The organism is Streptomyces sp. NBC_01298, from assembly GCF_035978755.1.
Lineage (GTDB): Bacteria > Actinomycetota > Actinomycetes > Streptomycetales > Streptomycetaceae > Streptomyces.
This window is the reverse complement of sequence record NZ_CP108414.1, coordinates 4,884,352-4,904,257: the sequence shown is the minus strand read 5'-3', so window position 1 is coordinate 4,904,257 and position 19,906 is coordinate 4,884,352. Positions and strand designations below refer to the sequence as shown.

Annotated in this window: 18 protein-coding genes and 3 tRNA genes; 9 read left to right on the top strand and 12 right to left on the bottom strand. The window is 71.8% G+C overall.

All coding sequences use genetic code 11. The features are described from left to right. Nucleotides 1–43 precede the first annotated feature (43 nt). Nucleotides 44–1,114, bottom strand: a complete 1,071-nt coding sequence (purM, locus tag OG730_RS22230; protein WP_327305883.1) for a phosphoribosylformylglycinamidine cyclo-ligase — start codon at nt 1,112–1,114, stop codon at nt 44–46. Between the two features lie 157 nt (nt 1,115–1,271). Beyond that, on the bottom strand, nt 1,272–2,789 hold the full coding sequence (gene purF / locus OG730_RS22225) for an amidophosphoribosyltransferase (RefSeq protein WP_254381919.1): 1,518 nt from the start codon (nt 2,787–2,789) through the stop codon (nt 1,272–1,274). Nucleotides 2,790–2,948: 159 nt separating this feature from the next. Between purF and OG730_RS44330 the strand changes: the two genes are divergently transcribed. The 3 genes from OG730_RS44330 to OG730_RS22215 all read left to right on the top strand — a co-directional run bounded on the left by OG730_RS44330 (nt 2,949) and on the right by OG730_RS22215 (nt 5,278). Then, nucleotides 2,949–3,044: a putative leader peptide gene (locus OG730_RS44330; RefSeq protein WP_323187867.1), complete on the top strand. Its 96-nt coding sequence runs from the start codon at nt 2,949–2,951 to the stop codon at nt 3,042–3,044. Nucleotides 3,045–3,184: 140 nt separating this feature from the next. Continuing rightward, nucleotides 3,185–4,621, top strand: a complete 1,437-nt coding sequence (locus tag OG730_RS22220; RefSeq protein WP_327305882.1) for a sulfatase-like hydrolase/transferase — start codon at nt 3,185–3,187, stop codon at nt 4,619–4,621. A gap of 51 nt (nt 4,622–4,672) precedes the next feature. Then, nucleotides 4,673–5,278, top strand: coding sequence for an HIT family protein (locus tag OG730_RS22215; protein WP_327305881.1), 606 nt, complete (start codon nt 4,673–4,675; stop codon nt 5,276–5,278). Nucleotides 5,279–5,300: 22 nt separating this feature from the next. Here the strand turns inward: OG730_RS22215 and OG730_RS22210 are convergent, their stop codons facing one another. The 6 genes from OG730_RS22210 to purS all read right to left on the bottom strand — a co-directional run bounded on the left by OG730_RS22210 (nt 5,301) and on the right by purS (nt 10,841). Then, nucleotides 5,301–6,125 carry an META domain-containing protein gene (locus tag OG730_RS22210; protein ID WP_327305880.1) on the bottom strand — a complete coding sequence of 275 codons (825 nt, stop codon included), beginning with the start codon at nt 6,123–6,125 and terminating at the stop codon, nt 5,301–5,303. 39 nt (nt 6,126–6,164) lie between these two features. After that, nucleotides 6,165–6,956 (bottom strand): maleylpyruvate isomerase family mycothiol-dependent enzyme, encoded by a 792-nt coding sequence (locus OG730_RS22205; RefSeq protein ID WP_327305879.1) that lies wholly within the window; start codon nt 6,954–6,956, stop codon nt 6,165–6,167. Between the two features lie 42 nt (nt 6,957–6,998). Continuing rightward, the gene (locus OG730_RS22200) at nt 6,999–7,499 is read right to left on the bottom strand and encodes a hypothetical protein (RefSeq protein WP_327305878.1); all 501 of its coding nucleotides are present in this window, start codon (nt 7,497–7,499) and stop codon (nt 6,999–7,001) included. Between the two features lie 161 nt (nt 7,500–7,660). After that, nucleotides 7,661–9,910: a phosphoribosylformylglycinamidine synthase subunit PurL gene (purL, locus tag OG730_RS22195; protein ID WP_327305877.1), complete on the bottom strand. Its 2,250-nt coding sequence runs from the start codon at nt 9,908–9,910 to the stop codon at nt 7,661–7,663. Then, nucleotides 9,907–10,587 carry a phosphoribosylformylglycinamidine synthase subunit PurQ gene (gene purQ / locus OG730_RS22190; protein WP_266907118.1) on the bottom strand — a complete coding sequence of 227 codons (681 nt, stop codon included), beginning with the start codon at nt 10,585–10,587 and terminating at the stop codon, nt 9,907–9,909. Before purQ ends, purL begins: the two co-directional genes overlap by 4 nt. A gap of 2 nt (nt 10,588–10,589) precedes the next feature. Beyond that, complete coding sequence (gene purS / locus OG730_RS22185) at nt 10,590–10,841, bottom strand: phosphoribosylformylglycinamidine synthase subunit PurS (RefSeq protein WP_008740952.1); 252 nt, start codon at nt 10,839–10,841, stop codon at nt 10,590–10,592. A gap of 355 nt (nt 10,842–11,196) precedes the next feature. Between purS and OG730_RS22180 the strand changes: the two genes are divergently transcribed. The 6 genes from OG730_RS22180 (at nt 11,197) to OG730_RS22155 (ending at nt 13,913) form a co-directional block, all read left to right on the top strand. Beyond that, a complete protein-coding gene (locus OG730_RS22180; protein ID WP_327305876.1) occupies nt 11,197–11,514 on the top strand; it encodes a histone-like nucleoid-structuring protein Lsr2 in 318 nt (105 codons plus the stop codon). Nucleotides 11,515–11,600: 86 nt separating this feature from the next. Next, a tRNA-Gly gene (locus tag OG730_RS22175) sits at nt 11,601–11,672 on the top strand. Between the two features lie 79 nt (nt 11,673–11,751). Then, a tRNA-Gly gene (locus OG730_RS22170) sits at nt 11,752–11,824 on the top strand. Between the two features lie 139 nt (nt 11,825–11,963). Further along, complete coding sequence (locus OG730_RS22165; protein ID WP_327305875.1) at nt 11,964–13,208, top strand: sensor histidine kinase; 1,245 nt, start codon at nt 11,964–11,966, stop codon at nt 13,206–13,208. Then, complete coding sequence (locus OG730_RS22160) at nt 13,205–13,816, top strand: response regulator transcription factor (RefSeq protein WP_250751962.1); 612 nt, start codon at nt 13,205–13,207, stop codon at nt 13,814–13,816. Before OG730_RS22165 ends, OG730_RS22160 begins: the two co-directional genes overlap by 4 nt. 24 nt (nt 13,817–13,840) lie before the next feature. Further along, a tRNA-Gly gene (locus OG730_RS22155) sits at nt 13,841–13,913 on the top strand. Between the two features lie 117 nt (nt 13,914–14,030). Here OG730_RS22155 and OG730_RS22150 read toward each other — a convergent pair. The 4 genes from OG730_RS22150 to purD form a co-directional block, all read right to left on the bottom strand. Beyond that, complete coding sequence (locus tag OG730_RS22150) at nt 14,031–14,933, bottom strand: phosphoribosylaminoimidazolesuccinocarboxamide synthase (protein WP_327305874.1); 903 nt, start codon at nt 14,931–14,933, stop codon at nt 14,031–14,033. Nucleotides 14,934–15,010: 77 nt separating this feature from the next. Then, nucleotides 15,011–16,498 carry a N,N-dimethylformamidase beta subunit family domain-containing protein gene (locus tag OG730_RS22145; protein WP_327305873.1) on the bottom strand — a complete coding sequence of 496 codons (1,488 nt, stop codon included), beginning with the start codon at nt 16,496–16,498 and terminating at the stop codon, nt 15,011–15,013. 199 nt (nt 16,499–16,697) lie between these two features. Next, on the bottom strand, nt 16,698–18,323 hold the full coding sequence (locus OG730_RS22140; protein ID WP_327305872.1) for a hypothetical protein: 1,626 nt from the start codon (nt 18,321–18,323) through the stop codon (nt 16,698–16,700). 309 nt (nt 18,324–18,632) lie between these two features. Then, nucleotides 18,633–19,886 (bottom strand): phosphoribosylamine--glycine ligase, encoded by a 1,254-nt coding sequence (gene purD / locus OG730_RS22135; protein ID WP_327305871.1) that lies wholly within the window; start codon nt 19,884–19,886, stop codon nt 18,633–18,635. Nucleotides 19,887–19,906: the final 20 nt, after the last annotated feature.

The following is a 19,906-nucleotide window of genomic DNA, read 5'->3' as shown; positions in this document are numbered from 1 at the left end:
GAGCCGGTGACGGGAGCCGGTGGTGGCCGGCTCCCCGAGCCCGTCAGACCGCGTAGTCGCCGGTCATCGTCGCGCCCTCGGCGTGGTCGCCGCGGTCCAGGATCTCTCCCGCGACCCAGGCCTCGACACCCCGGTCTGCCAGGGCGGTCAGGGCCACGTCCACCGATTCCTGCGGGACCACGGCCATCATGCCGACGCCCATGTTCAGGGTCTTCTCCAGCTCCAGGCGCTCCACCTGACCGGCCTTGCCGACCAGGTCGAAGATCGCGCCCGGGGTCCAGGTCGAGCGGTCGACGGTGGCGTGCAGGTGGTCGGGGATCACCCGGGCGAGGTTGGCCGCGAGGCCGCCGCCCGTGATGTGGGAGTACGCGTGCACGTCGGCCGCATTGGTGAGGGCCATGCAGTCCAGCGAGTAGATCTTGGTGGGCTCCAGCAGCTCCTCGCCGAGGGTCCGGCCGAGCTCCTCGACGTGGCCCTCCAGGGACATTCCGGCCCGGTCGAAGAGGACGTGGCGGACCAGCGAGTACCCGTTCGAGTGAAGACCGGAGGACGCCATCGCGATGACGGCGTCGCCCGTACGGATGCGGTCCGCGCCCAGCAGCCGGTCGTACTCGACGACGCCGGTGCCCGCGCCCGCCACGTCGAAGTCGTCCGGGCCCAGCAGGCCGGGGTGTTCGGCGGTCTCGCCGCCGACCAGGGCGCAGCCGGCCAGGACGCAGCCCTCGGCGATGCCCTTGACGATGGCCGCGACACGCTCGGGATGCACCTTGCCGACGCAGATGTAATCGGTCATGAAGAGCGGTTCGGCGCCGCAGACGACGATGTCGTCCATGACCATCGCCACGAGGTCGTGGCCGATGGTGTCGTACACGCCCATGCGGCGGGCGATGTCCACCTTGGTGCCGACCCCGTCGGTGGCCGAGGCGAGCAGGGGGCGCTCGTAGCGCTTGAGGGCGGAGGCGTCGAAGAGGCCGGCGAAACCGCCGAGGCCGCCCAGGACCTCGGGGCGCTGCGTCTTCTTCACCCACTCCTTCATCAGCTCGACGGCGCGGTCTCCCGCGTCGATGTCCACGCCCGCGGCTGCGTAGCTGGCACCGGTGGTCTTCTCTGTCATGACAGGAGAGAGCTTTCGTGTCGTTGCTGCGTGTGGTGCGGGGCCCTGGAAAAGCCTGAAAGGAAGGCCCCGCGCAGGTTGAGCAGGAGGTGGGGGGAGTCAGGGGCCCGGTCCGCGGGCTCGGGCGAGCCCGCGGACCGTGATGCCGCCTCGTGTCCTACGGGCGCCGGAGGGCGTCGGCGGCGTCGGTGCCGCCGGCCAGCTCCGTCTCCAGGAGCTGCTTGCCCAGGAGCTGCGGGTCGGGCAGCTCCATGGGGTACACGCCGTCGAAGCAGGCACGGCAGAGGTTGGGCTTCTGGATGGTCGTCGCCTCGATCATCGAGTCGAGCGAGATGTACGAGAGCGAGTCCGCGCCCAGCGACGTGGCGATCTCATCGACCGTCATGCCGTTGGCGATCAGCTCGGCCCGGGTGGCGAAGTCGATGCCGAAGAAGCACGGCCACTTCACCGGCGGCGAGGAGATCCGGATGTGGACCTCCGCCGCGCCGGCCTCGCGGAGCATCTTGACCAGGGCGCGCTGGGTGTTGCCGCGGACGATCGAGTCGTCGACGACCACCAGGCGCTTGCCCCGGATGACTTCCTTGAGGGGGTTGAGCTTCAGACGGATGCCGAGCTGGCGGATCGTCTGCGAGGGCTGGATGAAGGTCCGGCCCACGTAGGCGTTCTTGACCAGGCCCACCCCGTACGGGATCCCGCTGGCCTCGGCGTAGCCGACGGCGGCGGGCGTGCCCGATTCCGGCGTCGATATCACCAGGTCGGCTTCGGCCGGGGCTTCCTTGGCCAGGCGCCGGCCCATCTCGACGCGCGAGAGGTAGACGTTCCGGCCGGCGATGTCGGTGTCCGGGCGCGCCAGGTAGACGTACTCGAAGACACAGCCCTTGGGCTTTGCTTCCGCGAAGCGAGAGGTCCGAAGGCCGTTCTCGTCGATCGCGATGAGCTCGCCCGGCTCGACCTCGCGGACGAAGCTGGCGCCGCAGATGTCCAGGGCGGCGGTCTCGCTCGCCACCACCCAGCCGCGCTCGAGGCGGCCGAGGACCAGCGGGCGGATGCCCTGCGGGTCACGGGCGGTGTAGAGCGTTCCCTCGTCCATGAAGACGAGCGAGAAGGCGCCCTTCACCTTCGGGAGGACCTTGGTGGCCGACTCCTCGATGGTCAGGGGCTTGCCGTCGTCGTCCGTCTGGCCGGCCAGCAGGGCGGTGACCAGGTCGGTGTCGTTGGTGGCCGCCACCTGGGTGGCACGGCCGTCCTGACGGGGGAGGTCGGCGACCATTTCGGCCAACTCGGCGGTGTTCACCAGGTTGCCGTTGTGACCCAGGGCAATGGAGCCGTGGGCGGTCGCGCGGAAGGTCGGCTGAGCGTTCTCCCAGACGGAGGCGCCAGTGGTCGAGTAGCGGGCGTGACCGACCGCGATATGACCCTGGAGCGAGCCGAGAGAGGTTTCGTCGAAGACTTGGGAAACGAGGCCCATGTCCTTGAAGACGAGGATCTGGGAACCGTTGCTCACAGCGATGCCCGCGGACTCTTGTCCGCGGTGCTGCAATGCATACAGTCCGAAGTAGGTGAGCTTGGCGACCTCTTCACCCGGAGCCCAGACACCGAAGACGCCGCAAGCGTCCTGGGGGCCCTTTTCGCCGGGGAGCAGGTCGTGGTTGAGTCGTCCATCACCACGAGGCACGCCCCCGAGTGTAGGCGAGATCGACCACTGGTCCGAATTGGGGATGCCCGGGAAATGTCACAGCACGCAGGGTGACGAAACCTGTTCGGGGCCCGGCCGTCTCGATATCCGGATTGCCCTGGTTGACAGTCGCCTGTCGTTTCGTACAAGCTCCGGCCCATGCAGCCTCTCGGTGACCGCACCGTCACCCTCGTCGCGCGCCGACACGTGGACCTCGTCCGTGTCGCCAGCGCCATCTGTCGCTGTTCTGCGTAGTCACACGCGCTTTTCCTTTTCTTTTTCTCCTTTCCCCGCCCCTTTCCGTCCGTGCCCCGCTCCGCCGTGCCCCGCGCCGTCCCGCGCCGCCCGGAGCCGGCCCGCGCCGGAAGGCCGGCGGGCCCTGCTCTGGAGTACCCGTGACCTCTAACGAACCCAACCTGTCCCGGCGCGCCTTCGGCGGCGCGGTCGGCGCGACCGCGGCCGCCGCGGCGGTGGGGCTGGGCGCCGCCGCCCCGGCCCAGGCGGCGCCCGCCGCCGAAGCGCAGCACGCGAGCGCGCAGGAACGGGAGTTCCACGCCGATCGGGGCCGCCGCTCCCGCCGCCCGAACATCCTGTTCATCCTCGGGGACGACCTCGGCTGGGCCGACCTGTCCTCCTACGGCTCCCCGCACATCAAGACCCCGAACCTGGACCGGCTCGCCCGCCAGGGCGTCCGCTTCACCGACGCCTACTCGGGCTCCGCGACCTGCTCCCCGACGCGCTTCAGCCTGTACACCGGCCGCTACCCGGGCCGCGCCAAGGGCGGGCTCGCCGAGCCCATCGCCGACAAGACGGCGGGCCTGGAGCCGACCCACCCCACGCTGGCCTCGCTGCTGCGCGGCTCCGGGTACGCGACCGCGCTCATAGGCAAGTGGCACTGCGGCTTCCTGCCCGACTACAGCCCGACCAAGTCGGGCTGGGACGAGTTCTTCGGCAACTTCGGCGGGGCGCTGGAGTACTACTCCAAGCTGGGCGGCGACGGCTCGTACGACCTCTACGAGGGCGACGCCGAGTACAAGGACCTGCGCTACTACACGCGGATCCTGACCGAGCGGGCGAGCGAATACGTCTCCCGCGACCACGGGAACAAGCCGTGGCTGCTGAACCTCAACTTCACCACCCCGCACTGGCCGTGGACCGCCGACGGGGACACCGAGGCGAGCGCCGAGGTCACGCGCCGGATCAAGGCCGGTGACAAGCGGGCCCTGTGGCACGAGGACGGCGGGTCCATCGAGAAGTACAAGGAGATGGTGGAGGACCTCGACCGCTCGATCGGCGAGGTGCTGAAGGCGCTGAAGCGCTCCGGGCAGGAGGAGGACACCCTGGTCTTCTTCTCCAGCGACAACGGCGGGGAGCGCTTCTCCCACAACTGGCCGCTCTCCGGCAACAAGGCCTCCCTCCAGGAGGGCGGCATCCGCGTCCCGAACATCGTGCGCTGGCCCGCCCGGCTCGACGGAGGCCAGGTCAGCCACGTGCCGGTCTTCACCCCGGACTGGACGGCCACCCTGCTGGAACTGGCCGGCGCCCGCGCGAACCCGGCGTACCCGCTGGACGGGGTCAGCCTGGCCGGGTACCTGCTGCGCGGCGAGAAGGTCGCCGAGCGCAACCTCTTCTGGCGGGTGCGCGGGGAGCGGGCGCTGCGGCGCGGCGACTGGAAGTACTACCGCGGCAAGGCGGGCCGCGACCAGCTCTTCAACCTGGCCGGCGACATCCGCGAGCAGGCCGACAAGGCGGCGCTGGAGCCGGCCCGGCTGGCCGAACTGCGGGCGGCCTGGGAGAAGACGGACGCGGGGCTGCTGCCGTACCCGGGCTGATCGGTCGGCGGGTCGGTGACGTGGTCCACAGCCTGTGGAAGGCTGTGGATCATGACGGATCTGATACCTGAACCCAGTGAGTACGTACGCCGGTTGCCGATCGGCGAACGGATCGACTTCTCCTCCGAGGGCATCCCGATGTGGGACACCTTCCCGTTCGAGGGTGAGCTGCTGGTCAGGCCGCTGGACGCGCCCGTCCTGCCCGAGCCGCCCCGCAACGGGGAGGCCGGGCCGGAGGGGTGCGAGGGCTGCGAGCCGGCGGACTCAGACTTCCTGTGGACGGACGAGCACTGGCGCTTGAAGGGCCTGCACGGCTCGCTGCCGGCCATCCTCATGCTGATCCCGCGCGGCCATCACGACCTGCTGGACCTGCCGGCCGAGCGGGCCGCCGAGCTGGGCGGGATGGCGCAGCGGATCGAGCGGGCCATCCGCACGCTCGGAGGCATCGGCCGCGTGCACGTCAGCAAGATCGGTGACGGGGGCGCCCACCTGCACCTCTTCCTGATGGCCCGGCCCGAGGGGATGCTCCAGCTGCGCGGGAGCTGCCTGCCGCTGTGGGACGACGTGTTGCCGAAGCTCCCCGCCGAGGTGTGGGCCGAGGCCGCGCGCCGGATCGCCACGGCGATGGCGAAGGACGGCGGGACCGCGCACGTCTGAGGCGCTCGTCTGAGGCCGGGGGTCACTCGACGGCGGAGGCCGCCTTCGCGGTGGCGGCCCTGCCGTCGCTCGCGGTGAGGGTGAGGGCATCCCCGCTGATCTTCCAGTTGAGCGGGGAGGCGAACAGATCGGTGAGGGCCCGCTCGACCTCTCCGGGGCCGCCCTCGCAGGCCATCCGGGTGGTGGTGAGGGGCCCGACGGTGAGCCGGTTCCCCTCGACGGCGGCCGAGGCGTTGAAGCGGTTGCAGCCGAGGCTTCCGCTCACGTTCCCGTCCGCGGCCACCGTGAAGCGGGCCCGACCTTCGGCGCCCGCCGGGACCGAGGAGGAGGTCTCCCCCTTGATCAGGGAATCGACGGTCCACCGCGTGGCGACGAGCGGGGCGTCGGGGGCCGGGGGCTTCGAGCTCAGGGCGATCAGGTTCCCGTCCGGGGCCTTCAAGGTGATCGTCTCCCCGCTCCGTTCCACGGTCAGCGTGCCGCGGAACAGCGAGCGGTAGGCCGTCTCGAACGGCAGGTCGTCGCAGGCCATCTCGGTCGTCGCGCCCGGGGTCACGCGCAGGGTGGACGCCGAGTCGAAGACCACCGCGGAGGTGAAGCCGTTGCAGCCGTAGTTGCCCGTGGCCTCGGCTTCGTCGCCCTTGCCGCGCTCCACGGTCAACCGTGCGGCGGAAGCGGGGGCCGACAGCTTCTTTCCGTCGACGGTCAGGCTCTCGACCGTCCAGGGGCCGGTGAACCCGTGGAACGGGCGCGTCCCTGGCGTGCCCCCGCCGTCACCACAGGCGGTGGCGGTGGCGGACAGCGCGAGCACGGCGACCAGGGCGGCGGGGAGGAGCGGCAGCGTACGCATGCCGGTGGGACGCGGCCGGCCGCGAACCGGTTCCCCGGGTCAGCTCATCAGGGGGAGCAGGCCCGAGAGGTCGGCGCGCTCGCCGCTGGCCCTGACCCGGGCCCCGTCCAGCGCCTCGGCCCAGTTCGTCCGGCCGGTGGCGAGCCGGATCCAGGTCAGCGGGTCGGTCTCCACCACGTTCGGCGGGGTGCCGCGGGTGTGCCGGGGACCCTCGACGCACTGCACCACCGCGAACGGCGGGACGCGGAACTCCACCGCCCCGCCCGGAGCCTTGAGCGCGAGGGCGTCCGCGAGCAGCCGGGTGCAGGCGGCCAGGGCCTGGCGGTCCACGGGGATGTCCAGTCCGGTGGCCCGGCGCAGGTCGTCGGTGTGGACGACGAGCTCGACGGTGCGGGTGACCAGGAAGTCGGCGAGGGTCATGTCCCCGATCCACAGGTCCAGCACGCGGCTGCCGGGGTTCGCGTCCAGCGCCTCGGCGAGCCGGGCGCCTGCCCGGTCGTAGAGCTCGGCGAGCGGGGCCCCCTCCAGGGTCTCCTTGGCGGCTTCGGCGATCTTCCCGGCGAGCGAGGCCGTCGCGAACGGCCACTCGGCGGCCGAGAGTTCGGCGACGGCGGCGGGCGGCCGGGCCAGGCCGCCCGCCAGCGAGTCGGCGATCCACGCGATGTGCGCGGCCAGCTCGGCGACGGACCAGTCCCCGACCCCGCTGGGCAGCGCGAGCCGCTCGGCGTCCAACTCCCGTACCGCGTCCCGTACATGCCCGAACTGCGCGAGGACGGCCGTACGGGTCCTGGCGTGGTCGTAGGTGCGCGGCTTCTTCTTCGCGGGAGGCATGGGGCCGACCTTACGCCGCCCGGACCGGCCGGGCGGCGCACCTCAGTCCTTCGGGGCCGGGGGCAGGCTGGTCTCGCAGCCCGCCTTCGCCGCCGCGCGCACGGCCGCCTCCCGGGCGAGCCCCGACAGGAAGCCGCGCCCCCTGCTGCCCCGGCCGTCGCCCTCGCCGGCGGCGGTCGCCCGCAGGGCGGTCACTCCGCCGGCCCCGGCCGGGTCGGCGCACTTCGCGATCGCCGTGACGCTGAAGGTGCCGTAGTCGAACCGGCTTCCGCCCGGTTCGGCGTCCTTGGAGGCCACCACCGCGACGGAGGCGAACTCCTCCATCTGCTCCTGTCCCTCGAACGTCACCGCACGCCGCAGCACACAGGCCTGGTCCGCGGTGGCGCCCGCCTCCACCCTGCGCATGCCGAAGCCCATCACCGCGTCCGGATCGACCAGGCCCCGGCAGTTCTCGATGATCTCCGCCCGGCTTCGCGCGCGGTCCCCGGAGTTGTCGTAGAGGAACCAGCCGCCCAGCCCCACGGCGGCCACGATCACCGGCATCCCGACCCCGAGGAGCCACCGTCTCCGACTCCGCTCCATCTGCGCCCCGTTCCCCCGCCGGACCCGCCGCCGCCGTCGGCGCGGGCTCCTTGCCGGAACGGACGAGCCCCCGCCCGGAACGGTTCCGGACGGGGGCTGCGCGGTTCGTACAGACCGGCCGCTCAGGCGAGCAGCGCCGGGATCGTGCCTTCGTGGGCGGTGCGGAGCTCGGTCAGGGGGAGGGTGAACTCGCCCTGGACCTCGATCTCCTCGCCGTCCACCACACCGATCCGGGTCGCCGGCAGGCCCCGCGCACCGCACATGTCGGTGAAGCGGAGCTCCTCGCTGCGCGGGACGGCCACGATGGCCCGGCCCGCGGACTCGGAGAACAGGAAGGTGAAGGCGTCCAGCGCCTCGGGCACCACGATCCGCGCACCGTTGCCGCCCTTGAGGCAGGACTCGGTGAGCGCCTGGATCAGGCCGCCGTCGGACAGGTCGTGCGCGGCGTCGATCATGCCGTCGCGCGAGGCCGAGATCAGGATCTCCGCGAGGAGCTTCTCGCGGCCCAGGTCCACCTTGGGCGGCATGCCGCCGAGGTGCTGGTGGACGACCTCGGACCACGCCGAGCCGCCGAACTCCTCGGCGGTGTCGCCGAGCAGGTACAGCAGCTGGCCGGCCTCCGCGAACGCCATCGGCGTACGGCGGTTGACGTCGTCGATCACGCCGAGCACCGCCACGACCGGGGTCGGGTGGATGGCGATGTCGCCCGTCTGGTTGTAGAGGGAGACGTTGCCGCCGGTCACCGGGGTGCCCAGCTCCAGGCAGCCGTCCGCGAGACCGCGGGTGGCCTCGGCGAACTGCCACATGACGTCCGGGTCCTCGGGGGAGCCGAAGTTCAGGCAGTCGGAGATCGCCAGCGGCTTGGCGCCGGTCGCGGCCACGTTGCGGTAGGACTCCGCCAGCGCGAGCTGCGCGCCCGTGTAGGGGTCGAGCTTGGCGTAGCGGCCGTTGCCGTCCGTGGACATGGCCACGCCGAGGTTGGTCTCCTCGTCGATGCGGACCATGCCGGCGTCCTCGGGCTGCGAGAGCACCGTGTTGCCCTGGACGAAGCGGTCGTACTGGTCGGTGATCCAGGACTTCGAGGCCTGGTTCGGCGACGAGACCAGCGCCAGGACCTGCGCGCGCAGCTCCTCGGAGGTCTGCGGGCGGGGCAGCTTGCCCGCGTCGTCGGCCTGGAGCGCGTCCTGCCAGGAGGGGCGGGCGTACGGCCGGTGGTAGGTCGGGCCCTCGTGCGCGACGGTGCCCGGGGGCACGTCCACGATGAGCTCGCCGTGCCAGAAGATCTCCAGGTGGTCGCCGTCGGTCACCTCACCGATGACGGTGGCGATGACGTCCCACTTCTCGCAGATCTCCATGAAGCGGTCCACGTACTGCGGTTCGACGATCGCGCACATGCGCTCCTGCGACTCGCTCATGAGGATTTCCTCGGGCGAGAGCGTCGCGTCGCGCAGCGGGACGGTGTCGAGGTCTACGCGCATGCCGCCGGTGCCCGCGGAGGCCAGCTCGCTGGTGGCGCAGGAGAGCCCGGCGCCGCCGAGGTCCTGGATGCCCGCGACCAGCTTCTCCTTGAAGATCTCCAGGGTGCACTCGATGAGGAGCTTCTCCTGGAAGGGGTCGCCGACCTGCACCGCGGGGCGCTTGGTGGGCTTGGTGTCGTCGAAGGTCTCGGACGCGAGGACCGAGACGCCGCCGATGCCGTCGCCGCCGGTGCGGGCGCCGTAGAGGATGACCTTGTTGCCCGGGCCGGAGGCCTTGGCGAGGTGGATGTCCTCGTGCTTCATGACGCCGATGCAGCCGGCGTTCACGAGGGGGTTGCCCTGGTAGCAGGCGTCGAAGACGACCTCGCCGCCGATGTTCGGCAGGCCGAGACAGTTGCCGTAGCCGCCGATGCCCGCGACGACGCCCGGCAGGACGCGCTTGGTGTCGGGGTGGTCGGCCGCGCCGAAGCGCAGCGGGTCGACGACGGCGATCGGGCGGGCGCCCATGGCGAGGATGTCGCGGACGATGCCGCCGATGCCGGTGGCCGCGCCCTGGTAGGGCTCGATGTACGACGGGTGGTTGTGCGACTCGACCTTGAAGGTGACCGCGTAACCCTGGCCGACGTCGACGACTCCGGCGTTCTCGCCGATGCCGACGAGCATGGCGTCGTTCTGCGGGACCTTCTCGCCGAACTGCTTCAGGTGGACCTTGCTGCTCTTGTACGAGCAGTGCTCGGACCACATGACGGAGTACATGGCGAGCTCGGCGCCGGTGGGACGGCGCTCGAGGATCTCGCGGATCCGGGCGTACTCGTCCTCTTTGAGGCCGAGTTCCTTCCAGGGCTGGGAGGCGTCCGGGGTCTCGGTGGCGTTCTTGACGGTGTCGAGGCTCATGCGCTGACCAGCTTCTTCAGGACCGAGGTGAAGAACGGGAGGCCGTCGGTGCGGCCCGTCCCGATCAGCGGCTCGACCGCGTGCTCGGGGTGCGGCATGAGGCCGACGACGTTGCCCGCGGCGTTGGTGATGCCGGCGATGTCGCGCAGCGAGCCGTTCGGGTTGACGTCGAGGTACCGGAAGGCCACGCGGCCTTCGGCCTCCAGTTCGTCCAGCACCCGCTCGTCGGCCACGTAGCGGCCGTCCATGTTCTTGAGCGGTACGGAGATCTCCTCGCCGGCGGTGTAGTCACCGGTCCAGGCGGTCTCCGCGTTCTCCACCCGCAGCTTCTGGTCGCGGCAGATGAAGTGCAGGTGGTTGTTGCGGAGCATCGCCCCCGGCAGCAGGTGGGCCTCGGTGAGGATCTGGAAGCCGTTGCAGATGCCAAGGACGGGCATGCCGCCCTTGGCCTGCTCGATGATGCTCTCCATCACCGGCGAGAAGCGGGAGATGGCTCCGGCGCGCAGGTAGTCCCCGTAGGAGAAGCCGCCCGCGAGGACGACCGCGTCGACCTGGTGGAGGTCCTTGTCGCGGTGCCAGAGCGATACGGGCTCGGCTCCGGCGAGGCGCACGGCGCGCAGAGAGTCACGGTCGTCGAGCGTTCCGGGGAACGTGACGACTCCGATGCGAGTGGTCACCGTCAGGCCTCGACCTTCACGGTGAAGTCTTCGATGACGGTGTTGGCGAGGAAGGTTTCGGCCATCTTGTGGATGCGGTCGAGGGCGGCCTGGTCGACCGGTCCCTCCACCTCCAGTTCGAAGCGCTTCCCCTGACGGACGTCGGCGATCCCTTCGAAGCCCAGGCGCGGCAGTGCACGCTGCACCGCCTGGCCCTGGGGGTCGAGGATCTCCGGCTTGAGCATGACGTCGACTACGACGCGTGCCACTGGCACTCCCGATGAGGTGGTTGGTGCGAAGGCGGTTCCCTCAGCGTACCTGGAGGAAATTTCTACGCGGGTAGATATCTCTCTTGTATGATCCTCCACGCCGTTTCAACTTCACCAACGCTTCGCAAAATCCGCCGGAAAACCACGCGCCCGGCATTGCGGCGGGACACGCGGAGACAATTAACTGGGCTTCGCAATGCAATGAGAATCGGGGTACAAAGGAATCCTCCGTCGCACCGGTATTTTCCGGTGCACGGTGACGCCAGAAAGATGCATTCTTCCGATACATCCACACAGGCGACATCACCGCTCCGTCCGCGCACGTCAGCGGGAGCGGCGTCGCACGAAGGGACCGATATCCGTGGCGCAGCGCGTAGTAGTCACGATCTCCGACGACATCGATGGCGGAGATGCATCGGAAACGGTCGTCTTCGGGCTGGACGGTAAGTCGTACGAGATCGACCTCAATGTGGCCAACGCAAAGAAACTGCGGAAGAGCCTCGCCCCCTTCGTGGCCGCCGGCCGGCGGCAGGCCCGCTCCGGCAAGACCTTCAAGCACACCTCCATCGCCCCCGACCCCGCGGTCGTCCGGGCCTGGGCCCGCTCCAACCACCTCGACGTCCCGCCGCGCGGGCGGATCCCCAAGAAGGTCTACGAGGAGTACAACGCCGCGCACTGAGAGCCGATTTGCCATCCACCCCCACCGATCCGCTAGTGTGTGGATCACGCCAAGGGGCGAGGCCACAGGTCAGACCCCGAAGTCGTGCGGGTGTAGTTCAGTAGCAGAACATCCTCCTTCCAGGGGGAAGGCGCAGTGTGCGATCCCTGTCACCCGCTCTGCTCGCTTTACCGACCACGGTTGTGGATCAGGTAGAGTGATGCACGCATCGCACGGCAGTTTTGTCGTGGGAAGCATGCGGACGTAGCTCAGTTGGTAGAGCACCACCTTGCCAAGGTGGATGTCGCGCGTTCGAGTCGCGTCGTCCGCTCAGCGAATGAAGGCCCCGGTCATCGACCGGGGCCTTTGTCGTATCTCCATCGCGATTGTCGATCGTGGTTATCCGTCGGCTCCGGGATCCATGACAGGTGTCATGGCCTCCCCGGCCCGCGGACCGCGAGACTGGGGCCATGAAACTCAGCGGCTGGTGGAAGAACCGCAGCAGTGCGGGGAAGGTCGAGCTGTACACGCGCTGGTCGTTCCACCTCTTCGTGGGCCTCGAGATCGTGTCGATCGGGCTGGCCGTGCTGGGGTCGGCCCCCGGAAAGGTCCCCGCGCTGGTCACGGCCACGCTCTTCCTGACCGTGTGCGCGCACTCGCTCGTCGTCGGCTTCCTCTCCTCCCGGTCGCTCGACTGGATCCTGGGGCGGCGCGAGCGTCCCGTGCGGCTCGCGGCCACCGTGGCCGGCCTCACCGCCGCCGCCGTCCTGGGCGTCCTCGGCCTGCGCGCGGCCGGCCTCACCGGCGACCGGGAGCTGGCGCCCACCCTCATCGCCGGCATGACCTGCTTCACCAGCGGCACGCTCGTCCTGTGCCTGCGCGAGGTCCGGCGGATGCGCTACGTGGCTCCGGCCGCGGCCGTCTTCGCCGGCCTGGCGTCCCTCGCCTTCGGCATCTCGGGGGGCGAGTCCGCCGGTCTGGCCGTCGGAGTGCTGCTGAGCAGCGCCTTCTTCTCCTTCGCCTGCGGCTTCTCCGGCTGGCTGCTCGACACCGTGTGCGAGCTGGACCGGGCCCGTGAGGTCCAGGCGCAGCTCGCGGTGGCCGAGGAGCGGCTGCGGTTCGGCCGGGACCTGCACGACGTGATGGGCCGCAATCTGGCGGTCATCGCCCTCAAGAGCGAGCTGGCCGTGCAGCTCGCGCGGCGCGAACGCCCCGAGGCCGTCGACCAGATGATCGAGGTGCAGCGGATCGCCCGGGAGTCCCAGAAAGAGGTCCGCGACGTGGTCCGCGGCTACCGCGAGGCGAACCTCGCGGTGGAGCTGGAGGGCGCGCGCGGAGTCCTGCACGCCGCCGGGATGGACTGCCGGGTCGAGTACGAGCAGGGCCACGAGCTGCCCGCCGAGGCCCAGTCGGCGCTCGGCTGGGTGGTGCGCGAGGCGACGACGAACGTCCTGCGGCACGGCGACGCCCGCAGCTGCGTGATCCGGCTGACGGCGGGCCCCTCGGGCGCGCTCACGCTGGTGGTGGAGAACGACGGGGCCCCCAAGGCCCCGGCCGGGCCGCCGGGCTCGGGGCTCGCGGGGCTGCGGGAACGGCTCGCGGTGCTGGACGGCACGCTGGAGGCCGGCCCGGTGGACGGCGGCCGGTTCCGGCTGCGGGCGCGGATCCCCGGCCCGGCGGCCGGTCCGATCCGAGAACTGGAGGCGCGGGCATGACCCCCGTACGCGTACTGCTGGCCGACGACGAGCACCTGATCCGGGGCGCGCTCGCCGCGCTGCTGGGACTGGAGGACGACCTGCTGGTCGTCGCCGAGGCCGCCTCGGGGCCGGAGGCGCTCGCGATGGCGCGGGCCCACCGGCCGGACGTGGCGGTGCTGGACCTGCAGATGCCGGGGGCCGACGGTGTGAGCGTGGCCACATCCCTGCGGGCCGAACTCCCCGACTGCAAGACCATGATCGTGACCAGCCACGGCCGGCCCGGGCACCTGAAGCGGGCGCTGGCCGCGGGCGTACGGGCCTTCGCGCCGAAGACCGTCTCGGCGCAGCGGCTGGCCGAGCTGATCCGGACCGTGCACGCCGGAGGCCGCTACGTGGACCCGGAGTTGGCGGCCGACGCGATCAGCGCGGGCGACTCCCCGCTGACCGCCCGCGAGGCCGAGGTGCTGGAACTGGCCGGGGACGGGGCACCGATCGCGGAGATCGCGGAGCGGGCCTCGCTGTCCCCCGGGACGGTACGGAACTACCTGTCCTCGGCGGCCACCAAGCTGGGGGCCGAGAACCGGCACACGGCGGTGCGTCTCGCACGGGCCCGGGGTTGGGTATAGTAGTTCTCGCGCTACGGCGCACCTGCGGACATAGCTCAGTTGGTAGAGCACCACCTTGCCAAGGTGGATGTCGCGCGTTCGAGTCGCGTTGTCCGCTCAGCAGTGAAGAAGCCCCGGTCCTCGGACCGGGGCTTCTTTCGTTCCCGGGGGGGGGCGTCGCCCCGGGGGAAGGGGCCCGTTTCCGGGGCCCCTTCGCCGTTCTCGGCCGTGTGGCTCAGGCCCAGGTCTGGCCGGTGAGGCGCTCGTAGGCCTCTACGTAGCGGGACCGGGTCTGCTCCACGACCTCCTGCGGGAGGGCGGGCGGCGGGAGTTCGCCCTTGGAGTCCCAGCCGGAGGCGGGGGAGGACAGCCAGTCGCGGACGTACTGCTTGTCGAAGGACGGCTGGCTGTGGCCCGGCTCCCACAGGTCGGCCGGCCAGAAGCGGGAGGAGTCCGGGGTCAGCACCTCGTCGGCGGCGACCAGGCTGCCGTCCTGGTCGAAGCCGAACTCGAACTTGGTGTCCGCCAGGATGATCCCGCGGTCGCGGGCGATGTCCCGGGCCCGGCCGTAGACGGCGAGGGTGGTCTGGCGCAGCAGGGCGGCCGTCTCGGCGCCCTGGGTGCGGGCGACCTCCTCGTAGGAGACGTTCTCGTCGTGCTCGCCGACCTCGGCCTTGGCTGCCGGGGTGAAGATCGGGCCGGGCAGCTCGGAGCCGTCGACCAGGCCCTCGGGCAGGCCGAGGCCACAGACCGTACGGGTCTTCTCGTACTCGGCGAGGCCCGAGCCGGTCAGGTAGCCGCGGGCCACGCACTCGACGGGGACCATGGCGAGGTTCCGGCAGACCAGGGCGCGGCCGGCCCAGTCGGCGGGGGCGCCGGCGGGCAGCTCGGTGCTGATGACGTGGTTCGGGACGAGGTCCGCGAGCTGGTCGAACCACCACAGGGAGAGCTGGGTCAGGATCCGGCCCTTGTCCGGGATCTCCGTGGGCAGCACCCAGTCGGCCGCGGAGATGCGGTCGCTGGCGACCATCACCAGGTTCCCGTCCTCGTCGCGGTAGAGGTCGCGGACCTTGCCGGTGTGGAGGTGGACGAGGCCGGGCACCTGGACCGGCTCGGGCTTTTCGACGAATCCGGGCACGGAGTCTCCCTGTGGTTCTGTACGAGCGCGCGGCCCATTCTCCCGTACCGGTGCGCGAACACGGACAACGGGTCCGGTCAGTCCCTCTTGCAGATCCGGTCGAGGAGATTGGCGGTGGCCCGCTGCACCCGCTCGTCCACGTGCCCGGGGCGGTCGAGGGCCGGGGACCAGGCGAAGGTTCCGGACGCGAAGACGAGCGCGCCGCTGGGGGCCCGGTAGAGCGAGGTCTCCTGGTGGCGGCGGTGGCCGTCGCCGTCCTCGTACGGGGAGTGCGCGAGCAGGATCCGGCTCTGGTGCTCGGGGAGCTGCGTGCGCGGGAAGTACCGGTCGGCCTCGCCCGCGACCAGGCCGGGGAGTTCGTCGTTCTCTGCGGCTCCGGTGGAGTCCCAGAGCCAGTGCGTGGCATTGCGCACGATGAGGGGCGCGGGCTCGGGGACCCGTCCCGCGTACTGGATGCCGAGCAGCTGCTGCTCCGGGCGGTCCACCTCGCGCCAGAGACTGGGGCGGCCGGGGCCGCGGCGTTTTCGGCAGGTGAGGAGCCGGTCGTCGACCCCGGAGGGCGAGGGGGAGAGCTCGACCTGCCAGTACATGGTGTTGGCGGAGAGGAAGACGAGCGAGGTCCCGTGGTCGCGGGCGCGCTCGACGGTGCGGCGCATGGGGCCGGACCAGTACTCGTCGTGGCCGGGGAAGACCAGGCCGCGGTAGCGGGTGGGGTCGACGCGGCCGGCGTGCAGATCGCGGGCGTCGGCGTAGGCGAGGTCGTAGCCGTAGCGCTCGGCCCAGCGGATGAAGTCGTAGGCGTGGCCCACGTGCAGGGGCAGGCCCGCGCCCGCGTAGGGGCGGTCGAAGGAGACGGTGATGGCGGCGTCGCGCTCGCCGAGCAGCCGGCCCTCCTCGTCCCAGGCGTGGTAGAGGCTCGCGCCCGTTCTGCCGTCCTCCGGGTAGAGGTTGTAGGCCTGCCAGGTGATGTCGGGCAGCAGGAGCAGCAGATCGGCCGGATGGTCGTCGCGCACCGTGAAGGGGATGTGCGAGCGGTATCCGTCGGCGGTCGTCAGGACCGCCACGTAGGCGCCGACGCTCCAGTACGAGGGGACCTGGAGCCGCCAGGACAGCCACCAGTGGTGGCAGGAGACGGTGCGGTCGGCGGTCAGGGGCGCGGGCTGGACGATGCCGGAGAGCCGGGGACTGGTGGTGATCTTGGAGGCGCCGTCGCCGCCGTAGTGCCCGATGCGGTACACGTCCACGGAGAACTGCTGGGGCGGGTCCACGGTGATGTGGAAGTCGATGGCCTCACCGGGCGAGACGGCTCCGGTGGAGGCGAACCCCTTGATCTGCCGGTGCACGTCGTCGGCGGTACGGGGGCCGCCCGCGCCACGGGCGCGCGGGATCTGCTGGCCCGGCCCGGCGGCCACGGCCGGGTCCACGTACCAGGGCACGACCTGGCCGTTGTCGTCGTAGTAGAGCTCGCTCCCCCGGAACCACGGCAGGGGGCCCTGGCCGAAGGGATCGGTCACCGCGTGCGCGAGCGCACCCGACTCCCAACGCCTGATCTGCTCCGCACCCATACCCCTGTTCCCCTCCCTCGCTCCCCCGAACGCCGCGACCGGTCCCCAGCACATCACATAACGCACGCACTCCGTCACCGTTCGTCGCGAAAACTTCAACGGGGATCCCGGTGGGGCCCGGACCCGGTACCAGGGGGGCCGGCGGGGCCGGCGAGGCTGACGGGGCCGGTGGGGCCGGAGGTCCAGGCCCGTCTCGGGCCTAGACCAGGCGGACCGGCTTCTCGGGGCGTACGCCGACCTCCGCGAGCCAGTCCCGGAGCGGGCCGGGGTCCCGGTCCTCCACGAGCGAGAGCACCGGTCCGGCGAGATCGGCCCGCCGCACCCCGGCGACCAGCAGGACCGGCCCGTCCAGCCAGTCCAGCCCGGGCTCGCCTCCCGCGGAGTCGACCGCGGCGCAGCACACCAGCGCCACGACGTGGTCCGCCAGCAGGTCCCGCCCGCTGCGCGGGGCCTCCAGCGGGAACAGCGGCAGCGCGTCGGCCCCGCTTCCCGCGGCGGCGGCCGACGCGGCGGGTACGGCCTCCCGCGCCAGGTCACCACTCAGCCGGCCCGCCAGGGCGTCGGCGTCGGTGGCGGCGTCGGCAGCGAGATAGGTCAGCACCCGCTCCACCGTGGAGGCGGCGGGGCCCGGCGCAGCGGACAGCGCGTCCAGGGCGGCCAGCAGGCGGGCCGCCTCCGTGCGCCACTTGCGGTCGACGACCTCCTCCGGATAGGCCGCCCAGTCCACCGGCGACCAGTCCGGCCCGGCCTCGGCGGGACCGCCGTGGAACAGCCGCGCGGCCAGCAGCGAGGCGGCCTCGTCCACCGCACCCGGCTGGTCCAGCAGATCGCAGGCCGGGCGCTCGCCCAGCCGGGAGGTGAACCCGTCGGCCAGCCGGTCGCGCCGGGACAGCTCGGTCAGCGCGGAGACGACGCCCGCGTCCAGGTGCGCGGGCCAGCGGCCCATCCGCCAGGCGGGCAGGGCGACGCGGGTCAGCAGCCGGTCCCAGCCGGCGTACGCCAGCCCGACCTGCTCCTGGGCGACGATCCGCAGCGCGTAGTCCACACCCTGTGCACGGTCCGAGGCGGCGGCGGCCACCCCGCGCTCCATCTCGGCGGCGTCCACCCGGCACAGCCGCAGCAGCAGCCGTGCGGGGGCGGCGATCCAGCCGAGGAAGCGCCGGCCGCCCACGTCCACGGCGGCGTCCAGGCCCCGTACGAATCCGCGCGCGTCGGCTATGTCCGGGTGCGCGGAGGGTCCCGTACCGGCGACGACGGGCGCGAGGACGGCGCGGAGCTCGGCGACCCGCATCCACCACAGGAACGGCGAGCCGATCACCAGCACCGGGGCGGCGCCGGGCTCGCACTCCGGGCCGCCCGCTCCGGCGGCCCCGCCCGATATGAGCGCGCGGCCGCGGGCACGGCGGTGCGCCGGGTGCGTGCGGTCCTCGAGCCAGCTGTCGCAGTCGGGGGTCAGGGCTATCGCGGAGGGCGCCGGAACGTCCATCCGGTCCGCCAGGTCCCGTACGAGCTGGTAGAGATCGGGGGCCGCGGACTCCGACAGCGGCACGGTCGGGGTCATGGCGGGGCCGGCCCGCAGCACGACGGCGGCGAAGATCCCGCCGACGAGCAGGACGAACGCGGCGACGGCGCACACGGCCAGGGTCACGGCCGGCCAGGGGTCACCGGCGAGCCGGCCCGTCGTACGGGCGCTCACCAGCACCACGGCCACGGCGGCGGGCAGCAGCCCGACGGCCAGTGCCCTGCTGCGCACACGCAGCACGGCCAAGGCACGGGAACGCGCGGACGGCGTACCCACTTCAGCGATCGAACCGGTTCCGGACACGGCCGGACCTCACCCCCTCTGCCATGCGGCGGCGTTGCTCACTCCCCCACTGTGACACCAGCCACTGACATCGCAATGCCGGTGGGCCATGTGCCGGAATGAGAGCCGGAATGCTTGCGCCGCACCATAGTTGGGGCGGAGGCGGACGTCAGGCAGTCCGGGTGACGATCACCCGATGGAATGGCTTTGGGTAAAGCTGGGTGCGTTCGAACGCGGCCGGATGCAGTCGCACGCGAGCATGCGCGCGGGCCCGGCCGCACCGAGTGCGCACCGGGCCCGCTTCCGTGGAATCCGCCTGAATGCCGCCGGTCAGCGGGATTCGGCCGCCTTCGCCGCGATGTCCGTGCGGTACTGCGAGCCGTCGAGCCCGATCCGCGCGACCGCCTTATACGCCCTGTCCCGGGCCTCCGCCAGATCGGAACCGGTCGCCGTCACCGACAGCACGCGGCCGCCGGCGCTGACGACCTCGTCGCCCTCGGTGCGGGTCCCCGCGTGCAGGACGTACGCGTGCGGGGCGTCCTGCTCGGCCACGTCGGCCAGGCCCGTGATGGGGTCCCCGGTGCGCGGGGTCTCCGGATAGTTGTGGGAGGCGATGACCACGGTGACGGCCGCGTCCTCGCGCCAGCTGAGCGGGGGCAGGGCGTCCAGGGTGCCGTTGGCGGAGCCCAGCAGCACGCCGGCGAGCGGGGTGCGCAGCCGGGCCAGGACCACCTGGGTCTCGGGGTCGCCGAAGCGGGCGTTGAACTCGATGACCCGGGTCCCGCGCGAGGTGATCGCGAGGCCGGCGTAGAGCAGCCCGGAGAAGGGGGTGCCGCGGTGGCGCAGCTCGTCCACGGTCGGCTGGAGGACGGAGGCCATGACCTCGTCGACGAGCTTCGGGTCGGCCCAGGGGAGCGGGGAGTACGCGCCCATGCCGCCGGTGTTGGGACCCGCGTCCCCGTCGAGCGCGCGCTTGAAGTCCTGCGCGGGCTGGAGCGGCAGCACGGTGACGCCGTCGGTGATGGCGAAGAGGGAGACCTCGGGGCCGTCGAGGAACTCCTCGATGACCACGCGGTCGCAGCCCAGCGCGTGGGCGCGGGCGGCGGCCCGGTCGTCGGTGACCACCACGCCCTTGCCGGCGGCGAGGCCGTCGTCCTTGACCACGTACGGGGCGCCGAAGGCGTCGAGGGCCTCGTCCACCTCTTCCGGGGTGGTGCACACGTAGCTGCGGGCCGTGGGGACGCCGGCGGCGGCCATCACGTCCTTGGCGAAGGCCTTGGAGCCCTCCAGCTGCGCGGCTTCGCCGGACGGGCCGAAGACGGGGATGCCCACCGCGCGGACGGCGTCGGCGACGCCGGCGACGAGCGGGGCCTCCGGGCCGACGACGACCAGGTCGGCGCGGAGCTCGGTGGCGAGGCGGGCGACGGCTTCGCCGTCGAGGGGGTCGACGGGGCGGAGCTCGGCCACCTCGGCGATGCCGGCGTTGCCGGGAGCGCAGTACAGCGCGTTGACGTCGGAATCGAGGGACAGAGAGCGGCACAGGGCATGTTCGCGGGCGCCGCCGCCGATGACGAGGACCTTCACGCGAAGAAGACTAGCCCGCG

Bases quoted from the DNA above. Each gene is read 5' to 3' on its own strand.
- OG730_RS22200 (WP_327305878.1), bottom strand. From the start codon at position 7,499: ATGCCGGTGATCGTGGCCGCCGTGGGGCTGGGCGGCTGGTTCCTCTAC.
- OG730_RS44330 (WP_323187867.1), top strand. From the start codon at position 2,949: ATGCAGCCTCTCGGTGACCGCACCGTCACCCTCGTCGCGCGCCGACAC.
- OG730_RS22205 (WP_327305879.1), bottom strand. From the start codon at position 6,956: ATGCCTCCCGCGAAGAAGAAGCCGCGCACCTACGACCACGCCAGGACC.
- purL (WP_327305877.1), bottom strand. From the start codon at position 9,910: ATGAGCCTCGACACCGTCAAGAACGCCACCGAGACCCCGGACGCCTCC.
- purM (WP_327305883.1), bottom strand. From the start codon at position 1,114: ATGACAGAGAAGACCACCGGTGCCAGCTACGCAGCCGCGGGCGTGGAC.
- OG730_RS22210 (WP_327305880.1), bottom strand. From the start codon at position 6,125: ATGCGTACGCTGCCGCTCCTCCCCGCCGCCCTGGTCGCCGTGCTCGCG.
- OG730_RS22160 (WP_250751962.1), top strand. From the start codon at position 13,205: ATGACCCCCGTACGCGTACTGCTGGCCGACGACGAGCACCTGATCCGG.
- OG730_RS22165 (WP_327305875.1), top strand. From the start codon at position 11,964: ATGAAACTCAGCGGCTGGTGGAAGAACCGCAGCAGTGCGGGGAAGGTC.
- OG730_RS22145 (WP_327305873.1), bottom strand. From the start codon at position 16,498: ATGGGTGCGGAGCAGATCAGGCGTTGGGAGTCGGGTGCGCTCGCGCAC.
- OG730_RS22215 (WP_327305881.1), top strand. From the start codon at position 4,673: ATGACGGATCTGATACCTGAACCCAGTGAGTACGTACGCCGGTTGCCG.